Raw genomic sequence first — 17,600 nt, forward strand, 5'->3', positions numbered from 1 at the left:
GTGAGGAGATGCCGACCCTTTACAGAAGACTGCTCGGTCTGCTTCCCAAGATAGGGGTGCAGGTTCTGGATCTCGGTTCGGGTGCCGCGGTGGTGTACCGGCGGGGCAAACGCACCCGTGTCCCCGTGGGGCCCGCGGCCGATCTGATCGCCCGCGGCAGCGGACGGAACGAGGTCACGCCGCTCGGGCCCGCCGCCGACCTGATCGTCCGCGGCAGCGGACGGTATGTGGTCACGCCGGTGGGGCCCAAGGCGAAGGCCGACACCTGGGTGGTCGCCCGGGAGCCCTCGTCACCGGCCGATGCCTGGGGGGTCGTGCCCTTCGGCGAGTCCGGTGGGCGGCTGCTGGTCGACGAGACCGCGTCGGCCGCCGACGAACGCCGGTTCCAGCTGGCCGCCGCCGAGTACCTGTGCACTCAGCATGTGACCGCCCTGCTGGAGAAGTACGCGGTGAACTGCGTCTTCGACGTGGGCGCCAACACCGGTCAGTACGGCCGGCGGCTGCGCAAGCTCGGCTACACCGGCCGCATCGTCTCCTTCGAACCCACGGCCGCCGCCTTCGCGAAGCTGGAGCGGGCCGCGGCGAAGGACGACGACTGGTGGGTCTTCAACATCGGGCTGGGGCGCGCGGACTCCGCCGAGTCCATCCATGTGGGCTGGAACACCATGAACTCCCTTCTCCCGCCCAGTGATTACGGCAAGGACCGCTATCTCCGGTTCGCGAAGACCGACACCGAGGAGATCGAGATCCGCCGTCTCGACGGGATGATGGACAAGGCGCTGGCCGGCATCGCCGACCCCCGGCCCTACCTCAAGATGGACACCCAGGGCTACGACTTGGAGGTGTTCGCCGGCGCCGGGGAGCGCGTCACCGAGTTCGTGGGCATGCAGTCCGAGGTGGCGGCGCTGCGGCTGTACGAGGGCAGCCCCCGGATGAGCGAGTCGATCGCCACGTACGAGGGCAGCGGGTTCGAGATCACCGGCATGTACCCGGTGACGCGCGAGGCGACCACGGCGCGGGTGGTCGAGTTCGACTGCGTGATGGTGCGGGCCTCGGCCGTTCCCGACACCGACAGCGAGTAGGTCTGCGTAGTTCTCTGTAGGTCGGCATAGTTCTATGCCGGATACGCATGTGTTTGGGCGGCCTTCACCGTCGCCCAGACCGGAGCCCCTGTGTGCAGGTCGAGTTCGGCCGCGGCGACGGTCGTCAGGTCGGCGGCCAGCGGGAGTTCACCGGTGAGGTCGGCGCGGATCTGGTCGCCGTGGGTCTCCAGACCGGCGATCTCGCACCGCCACAGGTTGCGCGCGCTGGAGCCGGTGGGCCGGGTGCGGTGGAGGGTGACGGCGCTCGGCGGGAACGCCACGAACGCCGGACCGGTCAGGTCCTCGGTCGTGGTGATCGCCGGGCCCGCGTCCAGCCGTACGGTGTGGCCCTCGGCCTCGCCCCGGTAGAGGTTGAGGCCGACCAACTGGGCGATGTAGTCGGTGCGCGGGTGGCGGGCGATGTCCGACGGCGTCCCGTCCTGGACCACCCGGCCGTCCTCCACGACGACCAGCCGGTCGGCCAGCACCATCGCGTCCAGCGGGTCATGGGTGACCAGTACGGCCACGGCCTCGAAGTCGGCCAGATGGCGCCGGAGCCCGGCGCGCACATCGAGCCGGGTGCGGGCGTCGAGCGCGGCGAGCGGCTCGTCCAGCAGGAGCAGCCGGGGGTGGGTGGCCAGCGCGCGGGCGAGGGCGACGCGCTGCGCCTGCCCGCCGGACAGCCGGCGCGGTTTCGCGCCGGCGTGGTCGGCCAGGCCCATCCGGTCCAGCCACGCGGCGGCCAGGGCCCGTGCCTCCGTCTTGGACACGCCCTGGCAGCGGGGCCCGAACGCCACGTTGTCCAGCGCGGAGAGGTGCGGGAAGAGCAGGTAGTCCTGGAAGACGACGCCGACCGGGCGCGACTCGGGCGGCGTACCGTCCAAGTCGGCGCCGTCCAGGCGTAGATGTCCGCCGGGAGAGAGGGGGGTGAGACCGGCCAGGGCGCGCAGCGCGGTGGTCTTTCCGGCGCCGTTCGGTCCCAGGAGCGCGACGACTTCGCCGGCGGCGGCGGTCAGCGCCACGTCGAGGTGGAAGGCGCCCCGGTGGACGACCAGACGGGCGTCGAGGCCTGCGCCGGATGCCTTGGATGCGAGGGGTACGTCGGATGCGAGGGACACGTCGGGGGTGAGGGGCGCGTCGGGGGTGAGGGGTACGTCCGTCATGGCGCCGCCGTCATCCAGCGGTCCCGCAGTCCCACCAGGACCGCGATCGACACGGCGAGCAGCACCAGGCTCAGCGCGATCGCGGCGTCCGGGTCGCTCTGCAGGGCCAGATACACGGCCAGCGGCATGGTCTGCGTACGGCCGGGGAAGTTGCCCGCGAACGTGATGGTCGCCCCGAACTCGCCCAGCGCACGCGCCCACGCCAGCACGGAACCCGCGGCGATCCCGGGCGCGATGAGGGGCAGTGTGACCCGGCGGAACGCGGTGAACCGGGACGCGCCCAGCGTCGCGGCAGCCTCTTCGTAGCGCGGGTCGGCCGCCCGCAGCGTGCCCTCCACGCTGATGACCAGGAACGGCATCGCCACGAACGCCTCCGCGACCACCACCCCCGCCGTGGTGAACGGCAGTGTGATCCCGAACCACGTGTCCAGCCACCGCCCGACGACGCCGTTGCGGCCGAGCGCCAGCAGCAGCGCCACGCCGCCCACCACCGGGGGCAGTACGAGCGGCAGGGTCACCAGGGCCCGTACGACGCCCCGTCCGGGGAAGTCGACGCGGGCCAGCAGCCAGGCCAGCGGCACGCCCAGCACCAGGCTCACCGCGGTCGCCGCCGTGGCGCAGAGCAGGGACAGCTGAAGCGCCTGCCAGACCTCCGTGCTGGTCAGCTGCTCCGGCAGACTGCGCCAGGGGGCTCGTACGAGCAGCGCGAGCAGGGGGAGCAGCAGAAACGCCAGGGCGACGAGGGCGGGCAGGAGCAGGGGCAGCGGGACGCCGCCGGTGCGGCGGCTCCTGACGCGCCCGCCCCGCGGCCCACCCTTCAGGGTGTCGGTCGCGGCGTCGGACTCGTCGATGCGGGTCACGGCTGGAGGAACCCGGCGGCGGTCAGTACCTTCTGGCCCTCGGCGGATTTGACCAGCTCGATGAAGGCCTTCGCGGCGTCCGCGTTGGGGGCGTCCTTGAGCTGGGCGATCGGGTAGTCGTTGATGGCCTCGGACGACTCGGGGAACTCCACGCCCTCCACCTTGTCACCCGCCGCCTGCACATCGGTCCGGTAGACGACCGCCGCGTCGGCCTCCTTCAACTCCACCTTCGTCAGGGCGCTCTTGACGTCCTGCTCGTACGACACGGGCGTGAGCTTGAGGGCACTGGCCTCCAGCGCCGTCTGCGCGGCGGCTCCGCACGGCACCGTCTTGTCGCAGAGTACGACCTTGAGGCCGGACTTGGTGAGGTCCTTCAGGGAGGAGATCTTGTCGGGGTTGCCGGGCAGGGTGGCGATCTCCAGCTGGTTGCGCACGAAGGTGGCCGGGGTGTCGGCCGTCCCCTTCTCGTCCGTCACGAGCGCCATCGTCTTGGGGCTCGCGGCGGCGAACACGTCGGCCGGGGCACCTCCGTTGATGCCGGCGGCGAGGGTGTCGCTGCCGCTGAAGCTGAAGGTCACCTTCGTGTCCGGGTGGGCCTTCTCGAACTCCTTGCCCAACGTGGTGAAGCTCTCCTTGAGAGAGGCGGCGGCGAAGACGGTCACCGTGCCCGACAGCTGCTGCGACGAGGACGCCGAGGAGTCCGAACCGGCCGAGGCGTCCGACTTGGCGGACGAGTCGGAGTCGGAGGACGAGCAGGCGCTCAGGGTCAGCAGCGCGGCGGCACCGGCGCCGGCCACCCGCAGGGTCCGGCCGGTGCGGCGGGTCCGGCGCGCGGATCGGATCATCACGGATCTCTCCCTCTGAAGCCTTCTGAAGTCTTCTGAAGCTCTAGGCACGCATACGTCAGCTCCAGGCATGCATACGTCGATCATACTGACGCAAATACCAGGCGGAAGTCTTCTGTGGCATCGCATGAGCTGCACGATCGGCGCTGGGATGTATGCATGTGCGTTTGTGCGGGGATGCGGCGGGTCGCCTTCGAGTGCGCCACCAAAGGCGTACAGCACCACCGCTTCGAGGGCCCGCTGCGCCGTTACGTGGCGTGGACGTATGCCGTGAAGGGAGGTCGGCCTTACGTGCGGTCGATGTGCACGTTGGTGGACTTGACGCGGGCGGTGGCTTCCACGCCGACCTCGAGGCCGAGTTCCTCGACGGCCTCCCGGGTCAGCAGGGAGACCAGCCGGTGCGGGCCGGCCTGGATCTCGACCTGGGCGGCCACGTCGCCGAGTTTCACGGCGGTGACAATGCCGGGGAACGCGTTGCGGACGGAGGTGTAGGAGGTGTCCTCCTCGCCGCTGCTCTTCGCGAGTTCGACCGAGAAGGCGGCGAGATCCCGCCCGTCGATCAGCCGCCGCCCGCTCTCGTCGCGGTGGGTGGCCATCCGTCCGGCGTCCGCCCACCGTCGCGCGGTGTCCGGGCTGACGCCCAGCAGACGGGCGGCCTGGCCGATTGTGTAGGACTGCATAGGCGTCAAGATAGGCCACGAAACGAGGAGGGCCGCTGTGCCGACCGATCGCGGGCGGGAGCACCCCGGCAACCCGTCGCAACCTGCGGAGACCAGGGTGTCGACGCGAATCGAACGAGTCCGGCCTGGTGGAACTTACGATCGGCATGGTCGACCCCGCGGGTTCGAACCCCGAGTCGCACTTCAAGAACGTCGAGGAGAACACCAAGGTCAACTACCCCACGTACCGGAAACTGCGCATGCAGCGCACCACCTTCCAGGGGAAGCCCGCGGCCGTGTGGGAGTTCACCTTCAAGGGGCGGGTCCGGGTGTTCCGCGCCATCGACCTGGGCTTCGGCCAGGAGGGCGGCAGGGAGTACGACATCTACCTCTCGGCCCCGGAGACTCAGTGGGACCTTTACCGCCACCCGGTCTTCGACAAGGTCAAGGCGGGCTTCCGGGTCGGCTGACGGACGGCGGTGACGGACCGCACTCCGGTCGGGGCCTGTCAGGCCTTGCCGTCCGTCAACTCGCTGGCGTCGAGCGGCAGTCGCAGGCTGACGCGGCGTCGTACGGAGGCGAGTTCGCGGTGCAGCGGCGAGGGCGGTACCGCCAGCACCGGGCAGACGGCGTGCGCGACGCAGTACCGGGCGACGGACGGGAACAGCGCGCGGCGCAACCTGCCGCGGACCCCGGCCCCGATCACCAGCAGGTCGCCGGCCCGGTCGGCGGTCCTGACCAGGGCGCGGCCCGGCCTGTCCCACACCACCAGCCCCTGGCACGGCACCCCGGGCCCGGAGTCACCGAAGGCCGTGTCGAGAGCGGTGCGCAGCCGTTCGTCCGCCATCTGCCGGAACTCCGTCATCGGCGGCGCGAGCATCGAGCTCGGGTGGGCCAGTGCACCGCGGGGCGGTTCCCAAGCGCCCACGGCCAGTAGCCCGGCACCGGTCCGACGCGCCTCGGCCGCGCCCCGGTGCAGCGCCGCCACGCTCCCCAGCGAACCGCTCACTCCGACCACGACGCGCCACCGCTCGCCCTCGCCCATCGCTCGCTCACTCCTCGGCGTACGTCCACACAGGCATCCGCGTTCCCATCGAACGCCAACGAGGGCGGCGCATCGCGGTATTGGCGTTCACCTGACGGCGGGCCGACCATTCATGACACTTCGACACACTCCTCTGACGCCGGGCCGAACGGGCGGTCACCCGTGAGCGGCCGGCCATGCTGAAGGATGTGGCCTGTGACCTCACCCTTTCCTCCGGACGCCGACCACCGCAGCACCACGCTCGACACCCCGGAGACCTGGCTGCTCCTGGCCCCGGACGCCGTCCGCACGGCGGTCGAGGCGCAGTACGGACTGCTGGACCAGGAAGAACAGGCCAGGGCGGAGCGTTTCAAACAGGCCCGGGACCGCGGTACCTACGTGGTGGCCCACGTCGGGCTGCGCCGCCTGCTGGGCGCCCACTTGGGGGTGTCCCCCGCCGCGGTGGTCCTCGGCCGTGAGTCGTGCCCCCGGTGCGGCGGGCCGCACGGGCGACCCGCGGTGTCCGCCACACCGCCGGTCCATTTCTCCCTCTCGCACGCAGGTGACCTGGCGCTGGTCTCCCTGGCGCGGCAGCCGGTGGGGGTCGACGTGGAGGAGGCGCGGAACATCCGCGCCTCCGTCGACGACATCGTGCCCCAGTTCCATCCCGCCGAACGGTCTCTGCTCGTGCGGATGGCTCGAGAGGCCCGAGAGGAAGCGCTCCTGAGCGCCTGGGTGCGCAAGGAGGCCTACCTCAAGGGGCTGGGGATCGGCCTCGCCGCCGATCTGGCCGACGTCCACACGGGCTTGGGCGTCCCTTACGGTTCCCCGGGGCTCACCCCCGGCTGGTCCTTGGCGACGGTCGCCGTGCCCCAGGGCTACGCGGCCGCCGTCGCCCTGCGCCAAGCAGCCGACCCCGCGACCACCTTGCCCGACCGCGTGGTCCCGCGGGTGTTCGACGTGACCGGCGCGTGAGGGAGCGGGCGTCCCCCATGACGATCCGATGTTGTCGTCGGGCGTCCGGTTCTTCGCCGTCGCGGGCGTAGCCCTCCATGGCAAGGACATCGGGATTCCGATAGGAGAAATCGGATGATCTATTGGCATTCCGATGACATGCGGGCCTACTGTCGAGACGTCGCCTCAGATGGCGGCTGTCAGCGCGGGCCGTGAGGATGTATTCAGGCAGGGCCCGGCGATCACGGTCTGTATCCGAAGCCGGCTTCCCGAGCCGGGACAGGCCGCGTCCGAGGAGAGAACATGTCGAAGATCCTTCAGCGCCGAGAAGGCCAAGTGGCTGCTCCAGGACCGGCTGACCGAGGCGGGCCTGAAGGTCGAGGCCGGTGAGCCGTGGGCGCCGCACGTCGAGGTCGACCGCAACGTCGTCACCGGCCAGAACCCGGCCACCTCCGGCCCGCTCGCGGCCGAGCTGCTCAAGAAGCTCGCCTGACACCCCCGATTGCCCCAGTCTTCCTGATTCCTGGAAGGACCCCCCCATGACCACGCAGAACGCGATCAACTGGCCCGAGCGCTGCCTCCCGGGCACTGGCGACAACTTCGTCTCCAACGAGGTGATCGTGCGGGGTCCCCAGATCGGCGAACCGGCCGCGGCCCTCGCCGATGAGCGTCCCAACCCGATGCTCAACGGCCACCAGGCCTGGCTCGACGGCCTCGTCGACGCCGCGTCCGGGAAGACCGGAGCCTGAGCGCAGCGCAGGCCGGCGCACCGCCGTATCACCGCACCGTCACACAGGAAGTTGACGTCATGACCGACAAGCCCACCGTGAGCGTCCTCGGCACCGGGATCATGGGCGCCGCGATGGCCCGCAACCTCGCCAAGGCCGGACACACCGTCCGCGCGTGGAACCGCAGCCGCGACAAGGCCGAGCCCCTGGCCGCCGACGGCGCGCACATCGCCGACACCCCCGCCGAGGCCGTGCGGGGCGCCGACGTCATCCTGACCATGCTGTACGACGGTCCCGCCGCTCTGGACGTGATGCGCCAGGCCGCGCCCGCGCTGCGCCCCGGCACCGCCTGGGTGCAGTCGACCACCGCGGGCATCGAGGCCATCGGCGAGCTGGCCGGCTTCGCCCGCGAGCACGACCTCGTCTTCTACGACGCCCCGGTGCTCGGCACCCGCCAGCCCGCCGAGGCCGGACAGCTGCTCGTCCTGGCCGCAGGACCGAGCGAGGGACGCGACGTGGTGACGCCGGTCTTCGACGCCGTCGGCGGGCGCACGGTGTGGACCGGCGAGGACGGCGCGGCGGGCACCGCGACCCGCCTCAAGCTCGTGGCCAACAGCTGGGTCATCGCCGCCACCAACGCGGTCGGTGAGGTCCTGGCCCTGTCCAAGGCGCTCGATGTGGACCCGCAGAGCTTCTTCGCCGCCATCGACGGCGGCCCGCTCGACATGGGTTACCTGCGCGTCAAGTCCGGGCTGATCCTGAACGACCAGCTCACCCCGGCCCAGTTCGCGGTGGCCACCGCCGCCAAGGACGCCCGCCTGATCGTCGAGGCCGGCGAGCTGCACGGCATCCGCCTCGACGGCGCCGCGGCGAGCGCCGAGCGCCTGGCCCGTGCCGCCGCCCAGGGCCACGCCGACGAGGACATGGCCGCCGCCTACTTCGCCAGCTTCGACGAAACGCCCTCCGCCTGAGGATTCCCCTCGATCCAGCGGCTCAGTTGAAAGGTGCCCTTCATGCGTGCTCTGGTGCTCGACCGCCCCGGCGCTCCCGACACCCTGCGCCTCGCCGAGCTCCCGGTTCCCGAGCCGGGCCCGGGGCAGGTACGGGTGAAGGTCGAGGCGTGCGGGCTGAACCCGGTGGACTATCAGGTCGCCGCGGCCGGCCATGCCGACTGGACCTGGCCGCATGTGCTCGGCCTCGATGTGGCCGGCACGGTCGACGCTGTGGGCGAGGGCGCGAGCCGTGACCTGCTGGGCGTGCGCGTCGCCCGCCACGGTGATCCGCGCCGTGCGGGCGGTTTCGCCGAGTACACCCTCGCCGACGTCGTCGCTCTGGCCCCGGTGCCGGACGCGCTCGACGCGGCCTCGGCGGCGGCCCTGCCCTGCGCCGGGATGACCGCGTACCAAGCGGTGGTACGCCGACTGCGCGTCACCGGGGAGCACACGGTCCTGGTCACCGGTGGTGCGGGCGGGGTGGGCGGCTACGCCGTGCAGCTCGCCGCACAGGCCGGGGCCCGGGTGATCGCCACCACGTCCGCGGTCAACGCCGAGCACGTCCGCGAGCTCGGGGCGGACGAGGTCGTCGACTACCGCACCGAGGACGTCCCGGCCCGGGTGCGGGCCCTGACGGGCGGACGGGGTGTGGACGCGGTGGTGGACACCGTCGGCTCCGGCTCCGCCACCGGCAACCTGGACCTGCTGGTGCACGGCGGTGGGCTCGCCGCCGTCGCGGGGCGACCCGACCTGACCGCGGTGGCCCCGTTCACGACCGCGCCCTCCGTGCACGAGATCGCCCTGGGGGCCGCGTACAGCCACGGTGACAAACGCGCCCGCGCGGATCTCTCCGCCATGCTGTTCGAGCTGTTCAGGCTGGTCGTGGACGGCCGCCTCGATCCACGGCTGGCCCGGACCCTCACGCTCGACGAGGTCCCGGCCGGGCTGGCCGAACTGGCCGCCCGGCACCTGCGGGGCAAACTCGTGCTGACCTTCCGCTGACCTGCGCCTCGGTCACGGTGCCCGGCCGAAGAGGGGAAATCACCAGCCGACTTGGTGCGGGGCCGCGCGCAGCCGCCCGAGTACGCCCTGCGGCTCGCGGCGACCGACACCGGTGCCTTATGGACCTACGGCCCCGGAACTCCGCCGGCCACACTCGTCGCACCCGCGGAACACCTCCTCCTCCTGCTGTGGGGCCGGATGCGGGACACGGACCCGGCATTCGCCTGGGAGGGTGACCAGCGGGCCGGCCGACGGATCCTGGACGGCCCTTCGACTCCTTGATCCGCCGGAAAGCGATCAAGAAAAGCTGTCGGCACGTCGAATTCCGCCTCAGCAGGCAACCCGGACACCCTTTTCACCGGTCTCACAGGTTGCTCACAGATCCGACCCTCGGGCGCGTGGGGTGCGCCCGTACTGCCGGTCGGCCGTGGGTTGTCCAGTCCGATGCCACTTGACCATGGCACTCGCAGACGAGGAACCGATGACCAGTCAGCAACACCGCAATCGCTTGAAGCGCTCGGCGCTCGCCGCAGGAGCCGCGCTCACCGTCGTCGTCGCCGGCGCCGGTTCCGCTCCCGGGGCGGCCCCGGCGAGCAAGGCCGGGACGCCGAAGCTCAAGCTGGTGGCCGCCTCGAACTCCGTGACGCTCGACCGCTGGGAGGGGAACTCAGGGGTCTACCTGGACCTGGGTACGTACATCACGGTCGACAAGGCGCCGCTGGAGTTCAAGGTCACCCGGAAGTCGTACAAGGACCCTGTCGTCGCCCAGCAGATCTTCCGCGACGGCACGAGCACGCGGGCGAAGAAACTGCCCACCGGGCTGGTGAAGGACTTCGCCGGCCTGCCCGGCTTCCTGGAGGTGTCGATCAAGAACGCGGCCGGAGAGGTGGTGTCGAGAAGCAAGGGGTCCTTCTGCCCGAACAACGCCTCCGGGCGGCTGCGTCCGGACGCCCCGGCGACCTCGCACTATCCGGAGAGCTGCTCCACCAACCCGTTCACGCTGGGTTCGGTGTGGGGCGTCGAGAAGGGCTGGGCGTCCAACTCCAGCACGGTCGACTACGACAAGCCGGTGGACCTGCCGGCGGGCGAGTACACGGCCCAGGTCTCGGTGGCCAAGAAGTACCGAGTCCTGTTGGGCATACCCGACGACCGGCCGACCATCAAGGTGACGGTACGGGAGGAGTCCGGTGGCGGCGGTGGAATGGGAATGGCCTCGCGGTCCAGCGCCCACCACGCCGGCGGGCACGGCGCGCACTCCGCCGCCTCCGCCGACTCCGCTCACCACTACGGTCCCCGTGGCGCCGACGCGCCCACGCCGCCCGCCCTGTCGCACGCGCTCGAAGACCGCGGCATGGCACACCACCTGGGTGACGGACAGGGCCACACCGACGGCTCGCGCGTCGCGCCCGCGCTGAAGCCCCTGGCCAAGCGGCCCACCGGCCGGGCGGGCGTCCCGGCGAACGTGCCCAAGCCGGACCTGCGTTCGCTGCCGGCCTGGGACATTGCCATCAGCGACGGCGAGGACGGGGACGTACCGGGCAAGGACTACCTCGCCTTCAGCGCCAACGTCTGGAACGCGGGCCCGGCGCCCCTTGTCGTGGACGGCTTCCGCAGCCCCGGCAAGGACCTGATGGACGCGTACCAGTACTTCTACGACGCCAAGGGCAAGCAGGTCGGGTACACGCCCACCGGCACCATGGAGTGGGACCCGCGGGTCGGCCACGAGCACTGGCACTTCACGGACTTCGCCAGCTACCGCCTGCTGAGCGCGGACAAGACCAAGGAGGTGCGCAGCGGCAAGGAGGCGTTCTGCCTGGCCAACACCGACGCCATCGACTACACGGTGAAGAACGCCAACTGGCATCCGTACAACACCGATCTGTCGACCGCCTGCGGTCAGCAGAACTCGATCTCCGTCCGTGAGGTCCTCGACGTCGGCTCCGGCGACACCTACACCCAGTACCGTCCCGGCCAGTCCTTCGACGTCTCCGACCTGCCGAACGGCACGTACTACATCCAGGTGATCGCCAACCCCGAGAAGCGGCTCCAGGAAACCAACCTGAAGAACAATGTCGCGCTGCGCAAGGTCGTCCTGGGCGGTGCGCCGGGCGCCCGCACCGTGACGGTGCCGCCGCACGCCCTGATCAACACGCCGTAGCGGACGGCGGGGAGGCCGGCCCGGAAGCGCCGGCGCAGTCCCGTTGGGCGGCAGCGACGTTGCCGCCCGACGGGGCGACCGTACGAGCAGCCTTGCGATCGCCCTTGGGTCCGCGTCAAGGGCGGCCGTACCGAGAACACCCTGTTGGCCATGCCGATGAACACCTACATCTTTCGCCCCGGCCAAGCTCGGTTCCCGCGCATCCTGCGCAGCCCGGGCATCAACCGCCTCGGCGGCCGAGGGCACGCTCAGCTGGATCCGGAGGCGGAAGGCGAACTGTCGGACGCTTCCTTCGCGGCGCGGCGGTACTCGGCGTTGATGCGCTGCGCTTCCTCGAGCTGGTCCTCAAGGATGACGATGCGGCAAGCGGCCTCGATGGGGGTCCCCTTGTCGACGAGCTCGCGAGCGCGAGCGGCGATCCGCAGCTGGTAGCGGGAGTACCGGCGGTGTCCGCCCTCCGAGCGGAGCGGGGTGATCAGGCGGGCCTCGCCGATGGCCCGGAGGAAGCCCGGGGTGGTACCGAGCATTTCGGCGGCCCGGCCCATCGTGTAGGCGGGGTAGTCGTCGTCGTCCAGACGACCACTGAGCGGGATATCTGCTGTCATGTCACCTCGTTGAGCCACGCGTCGAGGGGCCCTGGTGCCGTACGGCACCAGGGCCCCGAAGGAAATTGAACACCATCTGCCGGCCTTACTGCTTGGCCGACCTTCTGTTTCCGCTACCCGGCCCAGGGAGAAGGGCGGGTGCGCGGGGATCGTGACTGCTTGACCGGAGACCACCATCCGTTCCGGGGTCTTGCGGTACCCGGGCCGAACCCTCTCGGACCGGGCGATCCTGATGGCGTCTGCTTCTCCGTTCTTCCTCTGGATCCATTACTTGCGGCTTTTTCAGCCTGTTACCCGCCAGTTCGTGTCTGCCGGGTCTGGTGTGTCTGCGACTACGAGAGAAACGTTAATCACGGCACCGGCCAATGTCTACTCTGGCCGCCATAGATTTTGGTGGTGTCGGGGCGTAGGCATTCTGTGTCCCGCGGTAGCGGGGCGGGGTCCGGGCGGGCCGCTGAAGGGAACTTTCTGAGCAAAGGACCGCCGGTCAGGGCTGGACGGGCATGCTCCAGCAGTTGGAGGTGGCCTGCTTGCCGGCCAGGCGGTCGGTCAGCCAGGAGATGGCGTCGCCCTGGTCGGTGAGCAGCGGGGCGAAGTGGTTGAGCAGGGGGCTGACGACGTTGGGCAGTACGACCGCCTTGTACGTGACGTCGGCGCCCTTGCGGCACCAGTCGACGGCGAGGGTGCGGGCCTGGGCGTGCGGGACGAGGTTGTCGCTGACGCCCGTCGCGAGGCGGACGGGGCCGGACGGCTTCAGTGTGCCGATGCGCTGGCTGTTCAGGATCGTCTGGAGTGCGGGCGTGGCGGCGATGATGTCGCTGATCGACCGGCCGTCGGTCGTCCACTTGGTGCTCTTGGCGTAGCCGTAGCCGAACAGGGCGTCGGCGACGCACATGGTCGACAGGTCGGCGAGGGCCGCCTTGCCCGCGGTGTTCAGATGCGCCTCGGCGATGGGCTTCAGGGACGGGTCGGACTGGAGGAAGCCGTTGAGCGACCAGCCCAGCGCGCCGGCCAGTTCGCTGCCGTCGATGGCCTTGGTGACGGAGGTCAGGTCGGCGGGCGGCGCCCCGGCGTAGGTCCCGGCGAGGGTGACGTCGGGCGCGTAGGAGGACTGGAGTTCGGCGGCGGCGGCGGTCGCTCCGCCGCCCTGGCTGTAGCCGAAGAGGCCCACCCGGGAGTCGGCGGTGACCGAGGCCCCGCTGACCGAGCGGGCGGCGCGGACGGCGTCCAGCACGGCGTGTGCCTCGTCGACACGGTTGACGTAGGTGTGCAGCCGGTCGGTCGTGCCGAGGCCGGCGTAGTCGGTGACGACCACGGCGGCGCCGGTCGCCAGGAGGCGGTAGATCGCGATGTCCTCGTAACCGACGGACATGGTCTGGCCGTTGAGCGTCAGCGGGTTCTCGAGGCCGAGGGACGCGGCGCACTGGTCGCCCTGTCCCATGGTGCCGGGTGCCACCGCGACCAGGGGCCGCGGGCCGTCGCCCTTCCAGGCCGCGGCCGGTTCGATGTAGGCGCCGGTGACCGCGATCGGTTGGCCGCTGGAGTCGGTGGACTTGTACATCAGCCGGGTCGCCCGGCCCGGCAGCGGCCCGTCGAGGCCGGGCAGGCTGACGGCCAGCGGGAGGGGCTCGGTGCGGACGAGGGCGCCGTTGGCGGCGGGCAGGGCGGCGGGCGGGTTGTAGAACGCGGGGATGGTGACGCCCCGGGACACGACGGTGTCCGCCGCCGTGGCGGTGGTGTCCGAGAGAGCCTGGGCGCCGAGGCAGGCGGCAGCGGTGACTGCTGCGGCCAGGAAGCGTCTGCGTACGGGCATGGCGAACCTCCTGTGAAGCGGCTGGCAGGAAGCGGCCTCCGTGTCGGGCCTCGTCCCAGTCGGCTCGGCCACAGAGGTGCTGAGCTACGGCGGCACGGTGTCGCACACGCGTCCCACGGGCTTGCCCGCGCCGCTTGGAAGTGGTTCGCGAGGACCTTACCCACCAGTAAGTTACTCGTGGTACCAGCCGGTAGGTTACGGTTCGGTAACTTGACTGGCTGTCGCATACGGGAGGGGTGACCGCGGAGCTGCCGCCGCAAGCTGCCGATCATCGTGGGGGCCTGTCCGATTCCTGTCCGACAGGGAGACGGTGATGGCGCGACGCAGGCGCGGGCCTCTGTGGCGGCCTGCTGAAGGGCCTGCCGCCGGTGTGGGGCGACACCGGCGGCAGGGGCGTGTGCGGTCCGCTCGTGGTCAGCCGTTGCCGCCGCCGGAGGTGTCGTCGTCGAAGGTCACGACGACCTTCTCCGCCGCGCCCGGCGTCATGGTGAGCTCGAACGCCCGCTCCACCTCGGAGAACGGCACGCGGTGGCTGATCAGCCTGGCGAAACGCTCCTGGTTCGCCACGAGTTCGGAGGTGACCTCGAAGATCTCGGTGGGGTAGCCCTGAGAGGCGATGAGCGTGAGCTCGCTGCGCAGCATCCCGCCGAGGTCGATGGCGTCGGACTCCTTCTGTACGGCGACCATGACCAGCTTCGCGCCCCACTTCGCCGATGCGATCGTGGCGTTGAAGACGGCGGGGGCGCCGGCCGCGTCGATGTAGATGTCGGTGCCGGCGCGGGGCTGGCCGAGGGCGTTGGCGGCCTGGCCGTGCAGTTCCGTCAGACGGGCGGTCACGTCCTCCTTGGAGGAGTCGATGACGGCGTCCGCGCCGACGGCGAGGGCGGTCTCCAGACGCCCGGGGATGACGTCGGCGACGACCACGTGCTCGACGCCGCGCAGCTTCAGCCAGATCGCGGCACCCAGGCCGATGGGTCCGGCGCCGAACACCACGACCTTGTCGCCGGGCTTGGCCTCGGAACGGTTGACGCAGTGCTGGGCGACCGCCATGGGCTCGTTGAGCGAGGCGACGTCGAACGGCACGGTGTCGGGGAAGACCGCCACGCTCTTGCCCACCTCGGCGTCCTCGATGAGCAGGTACTCGCTCATGCCGCCATGCTTGCCGCCGCAGCCGATGATGCCCGAGGGGACGCCCTGCGGGTTGACGACGACGCGGTCGCCCACCTTGAGGCCGGTGACGTCGGCGCCCACCTCGACGATCTCGCCCGCGGGCTCGTGGCCGAGGGGGAGGGAGACCATCGATCCGCCCGGGCCGAACGGCGCACCGCCCATGTGTAGGAAGCTCACGTCCGTGCCGCAGATGCCGCAGGCGCGGATCCGCAGCAGCGCGTCCTTGGGACCGGTCGCGGGACGCTCGACGTCCACCACGTCGACCTTGTTCTGCTCTCCGGTCCGTACGGACTTCATCGTGGCCATGGGAGGACTCTCTTTCTTGGACCTGGCTTACTTGACTTAGGCAAGCATGCTATATTAATTGAGTCAAGCAACTGTCGGGGGATTTTGCTGAGCTGGGCAGGTGGTTGGTTTCGATGCCGCACTGACCTCGCCCTGACCTCGCGGGATCGACGATCCCGCGCTTCGCGCGTCGCTGCGAGGTGGCGCTCTCCCGAACCGAGGGTGTAGGTGCCTGCACTCCGCCAGTGGCTCGCGAAGCGCGCAGGTATGGACTGCTGTCGCACCGTCCCTCATGATGACGATGCCATGACAATGCAGTCCTCGGGATGGTGACCGTGCGCGGATCCTTCGTCAGGGCCACACTGACCGTCGTACTCCTCCTGGTGCCCCTGGCGCCCGTCTCCGGGGCCGCAACAGCACAGGAGCCCGCCGCCTCATTCGAAACCGTCGCGGCGGCGGCGGACTGGACACCGCCCCTCAGCACCCGGGGCCGCTGGATCGTCGACGCGGACGGGGACCGCTTCAAGCTGCGGTCCGGCAACTGGCACGGCGCCAGCGGCACGTGGAACGGCTTGGGCAGCGCGGACGACGACGCCAACCACCACGCGGGGGAGAACTCCGGCCGGATGCCGCTCGGCCTGGACCGCGCCCCCATGGCCGAGATCATCGCCGGCTTCCAGGAGATCGGGATCAACAGCATCCGGCTGCCCTTCTCCAACGAGATGATCCACGACAGCGTTCCCGTCACGGACGACGCCGTCGCCGCCAACCCCTCCCTGCGCGGGAAGACCCCGCTCCAGGTGTACGACGTCGTGGTGCGCGAACTCACCGCCGCCGGCCTCGCGGTGATCCTCAACAACCACACCAACACCACCCGTTGGTGCTGCGGAGTGGACGGCAACGAACGCTGGAACGCGAGCCGGTCCACCGCCACCTGGGAGAGCGACTGGCTCTACATGGCCCGCCGCTACAAGGACAACCAGCGTGTCGTCGGCGCCGACCTCTACAACGAGGTGCGCCGCAACGTCTGGGACGATCCCAACTGGGGCCTCGGCGACGACCACGACTGGTTCGCCGCCTCACAGCGCATCGGCGACCGCATCCTGACGGAGGCCGACCCCGACCTTCTGATCTTCGTCGAGGGCATCAACTGGACCGGCATCCCCGTCGACGGCTTCGCGCACGAACGCCCCACCCTGGAGCCCGTACGCCGCCTCTCCCACACGCTCGTCGACTCCGGCAAGCTCGTGTACTCCGCCCACTTCTACGACTACACCGGCCCGAACCACAGCGGCGCCACCGGAACGGGCGAGACCACCGATCCCCGATACCGCGACCTGACCCCCACGGAACTGATCGACGTACTGAACCGCCAGGCCTTCTACGTGACCGCCGAGCAGGACCAGCACTTCACCGCCCCCGTCTGGATCAGCGAGTTCGGCGTCGGCGGCCGCGACGAGACCGGTGTCAAGCAGCGTGCGTGGTTCGAGAACTTCGTGGACCACCTGATCCGTACCGACGCCGACTTCGCGTACTGGCCGCTCGTCGGCCACCACGAGGACCGCAAGGGCAACGGCTGGGCCCTGCTGCACTGGGACGCCGCAGGCACCCGCATGGGTCTGTACGACGGTGACGACTGGCGGGCCGCCGCCTGGACCCGGCTCATCGAGGCCCCCGCCCGCAGCGGCCACATCGCCGACGTGGCGGACTGGTCGATGCTCAGCCCCGACCACGCCGACTTCGTCGCCTCGCGGCGGATGCGGGCCCTGCCCGACTGGGACTCCGGCGCCCGCAAGGCCGTGTGCCCCGACGGGCAGCGCCTTCTCGGCCTCGGCCACACCGGCAACCGGGGCCTGTGCTCCGACGTGTCCACCTCGTTGGAGCCGGTGGGCGGCCACGAGGTGGTCGTCGACGAGCGGCACGTCACGACGGGCAACGACTGGGCATCCGGCTACACCAAACTCCAGTGCCCCGCCGGCCACTTCCTGACCGGCTACAGCGTCCGCGGCTCCGCCGTCTCCGCCGCCCTGTGCGCGGCCGCACCGGCCGGCGAACTCGGCACGAGCGGCCGTACCGTCTGGTTCGACCGGAGCGACAACCGGGGCTCCGCCCCCAAGGGCGGCGACTTCGCGCAGGGCCACTACAAGGGCCAGTGTGCGGACGACGAGTACGCGGCCGGGATCGCGTACACCGGCCGGGTGGGCTCGGCACGGACCCCGGACGCGCTGTACTGCCGGAAATTGAGCTGACCAGGTCTTCT

At 70.6% G+C, this 17,600-nt stretch carries 16 protein-coding genes and 2 pseudogenes; 10 read left to right on the top strand and 8 right to left on the bottom strand.

All coding sequences use genetic code 11. From position 1 onward, the window contains the following. The first annotated feature begins 8 nt into the window (after positions 1 to 8). Positions 9 to 1,082 carry an FkbM family methyltransferase gene (locus ACX28W_RS14510; protein WP_458999340.1) on the top strand — a complete coding sequence of 358 codons (1,074 nt, stop codon included), beginning with the start codon at positions 9 to 11 and terminating at the stop codon, positions 1,080 to 1,082. 32 nt (positions 1,083 to 1,114) lie between these two features. On the opposite strand, the gene ACX28W_RS14515 is transcribed toward ACX28W_RS14510, so the two are convergent. The 4 genes from ACX28W_RS14515 to ACX28W_RS14530 form a co-directional block, all read right to left on the bottom strand. Then, entirely contained in the window at positions 1,115 to 2,245 is a 1,131-nt protein-coding gene (locus ACX28W_RS14515) for an ABC transporter ATP-binding protein (RefSeq protein ID WP_458999341.1), read from the bottom strand. Beyond that, positions 2,242 to 3,105 carry an ABC transporter permease gene (locus tag ACX28W_RS14520; RefSeq protein ID WP_458999342.1) on the bottom strand — a complete coding sequence of 288 codons (864 nt, stop codon included), beginning with the start codon at positions 3,103 to 3,105 and terminating at the stop codon, positions 2,242 to 2,244. The genes ACX28W_RS14515 and ACX28W_RS14520 overlap by 4 nt, the downstream gene beginning before the upstream one ends. Further along, a complete protein-coding gene (gene modA / locus ACX28W_RS14525; RefSeq protein ID WP_458999419.1) occupies positions 3,102 to 3,950 on the bottom strand; it encodes a molybdate ABC transporter substrate-binding protein in 849 nt (282 codons plus the stop codon). Before modA ends, ACX28W_RS14520 begins: the two co-directional genes overlap by 4 nt. A 287-nt stretch (positions 3,951 to 4,237) precedes the next feature. After that, on the bottom strand, positions 4,238 to 4,630 hold the full coding sequence (locus tag ACX28W_RS14530) for a TOBE domain-containing protein (RefSeq protein WP_458999343.1): 393 nt from the start codon (positions 4,628 to 4,630) through the stop codon (positions 4,238 to 4,240). A gap of 119 nt (positions 4,631 to 4,749) precedes the next feature. Between ACX28W_RS14530 and ACX28W_RS14535 the strand changes: the two are divergent. Continuing rightward, positions 4,750 to 5,079: pseudogene (locus ACX28W_RS14535) on the top strand (serine/threonine protein kinase); the annotation flags it as partial. Between the two features lie 38 nt (positions 5,080 to 5,117). On the opposite strand, the gene ACX28W_RS14540 reads toward ACX28W_RS14535, so the two are convergent. Continuing rightward, the gene (locus ACX28W_RS14540; RefSeq protein WP_458999344.1) at positions 5,118 to 5,654 is read right to left on the bottom strand and encodes a universal stress protein; all 537 of its coding nucleotides are present in this window, start codon (positions 5,652 to 5,654) and stop codon (positions 5,118 to 5,120) included. A gap of 195 nt (positions 5,655 to 5,849) precedes the next feature. On the opposite strand from ACX28W_RS14540, the gene ACX28W_RS14545 reads away from it, so the two are divergent. The 7 genes and pseudogenes from ACX28W_RS14545 (at position 5,850) to ACX28W_RS14575 (ending at position 11,467) form a co-directional block, all read left to right on the top strand. Next, positions 5,850 to 6,608 (top strand): 4'-phosphopantetheinyl transferase family protein, encoded by a 759-nt coding sequence (locus ACX28W_RS14545; RefSeq protein WP_458999345.1) that lies wholly within the window; start codon positions 5,850 to 5,852, stop codon positions 6,606 to 6,608. Positions 6,609 to 6,909: 301 nt separating this feature from the next. Further along, positions 6,910 to 7,080 (top strand): annotated as a pseudogene (locus ACX28W_RS14550) (type 1 glutamine amidotransferase domain-containing protein); the annotation flags it as partial. 46 nt (positions 7,081 to 7,126) lie between these two features. Then, entirely contained in the window at positions 7,127 to 7,336 is a 210-nt protein-coding gene (locus ACX28W_RS14555) for a hypothetical protein (protein WP_458999346.1), read from the top strand. 59 nt (positions 7,337 to 7,395) lie between these two features. Continuing rightward, positions 7,396 to 8,286, top strand: a complete 891-nt coding sequence (locus ACX28W_RS14560) for an NAD(P)-dependent oxidoreductase (RefSeq protein ID WP_458999347.1) — start codon at positions 7,396 to 7,398, stop codon at positions 8,284 to 8,286. Positions 8,287 to 8,328: 42 nt separating this feature from the next. Further along, entirely contained in the window at positions 8,329 to 9,309 is a 981-nt protein-coding gene (locus tag ACX28W_RS14565) for a zinc-binding dehydrogenase (protein WP_458999348.1), read from the top strand. A 54-nt stretch (positions 9,310 to 9,363) separates the two neighbouring features. Continuing rightward, entirely contained in the window at positions 9,364 to 9,591 is a 228-nt protein-coding gene (locus ACX28W_RS14570; protein ID WP_458999420.1) for a hypothetical protein, read from the top strand. A gap of 199 nt (positions 9,592 to 9,790) precedes the next feature. Then, on the top strand, positions 9,791 to 11,467 hold the full coding sequence (locus ACX28W_RS14575) for a lysyl oxidase family protein (RefSeq protein WP_458999349.1): 1,677 nt from the start codon (positions 9,791 to 9,793) through the stop codon (positions 11,465 to 11,467). Between the two features lie 248 nt (positions 11,468 to 11,715). On the opposite strand, the gene ACX28W_RS14580 is transcribed toward ACX28W_RS14575, so the two are convergent. The 3 genes from ACX28W_RS14580 to ACX28W_RS14590 form a co-directional block, all read right to left on the bottom strand. After that, positions 11,716 to 12,072 carry a helix-turn-helix domain-containing protein gene (locus ACX28W_RS14580; RefSeq protein WP_458999350.1) on the bottom strand — a complete coding sequence of 119 codons (357 nt, stop codon included), beginning with the start codon at positions 12,070 to 12,072 and terminating at the stop codon, positions 11,716 to 11,718. A gap of 487 nt (positions 12,073 to 12,559) precedes the next feature. Further along, positions 12,560 to 13,885: a lipase family protein gene (locus tag ACX28W_RS14585; RefSeq protein ID WP_458999351.1), complete on the bottom strand. Its 1,326-nt coding sequence runs from the start codon at positions 13,883 to 13,885 to the stop codon at positions 12,560 to 12,562. 414 nt (positions 13,886 to 14,299) lie between these two features. Beyond that, complete coding sequence (locus tag ACX28W_RS14590; RefSeq protein WP_458999352.1) at positions 14,300 to 15,361, bottom strand: zinc-dependent alcohol dehydrogenase; 1,062 nt, start codon at positions 15,359 to 15,361, stop codon at positions 14,300 to 14,302. A 305-nt stretch (positions 15,362 to 15,666) separates the two neighbouring features. Between ACX28W_RS14590 and ACX28W_RS14595 the strand changes: the two genes are divergently transcribed. Beyond that, positions 15,667 to 17,589, top strand: a complete 1,923-nt coding sequence (locus ACX28W_RS14595) for a glycoside hydrolase family 5 protein (protein WP_458999353.1) — start codon at positions 15,667 to 15,669, stop codon at positions 17,587 to 17,589. Positions 17,590 to 17,600 lie beyond the last annotated feature (11 nt).

The sequence above is a fragment of the Streptomyces sp. SD15 genome, assembly GCF_054462255.1.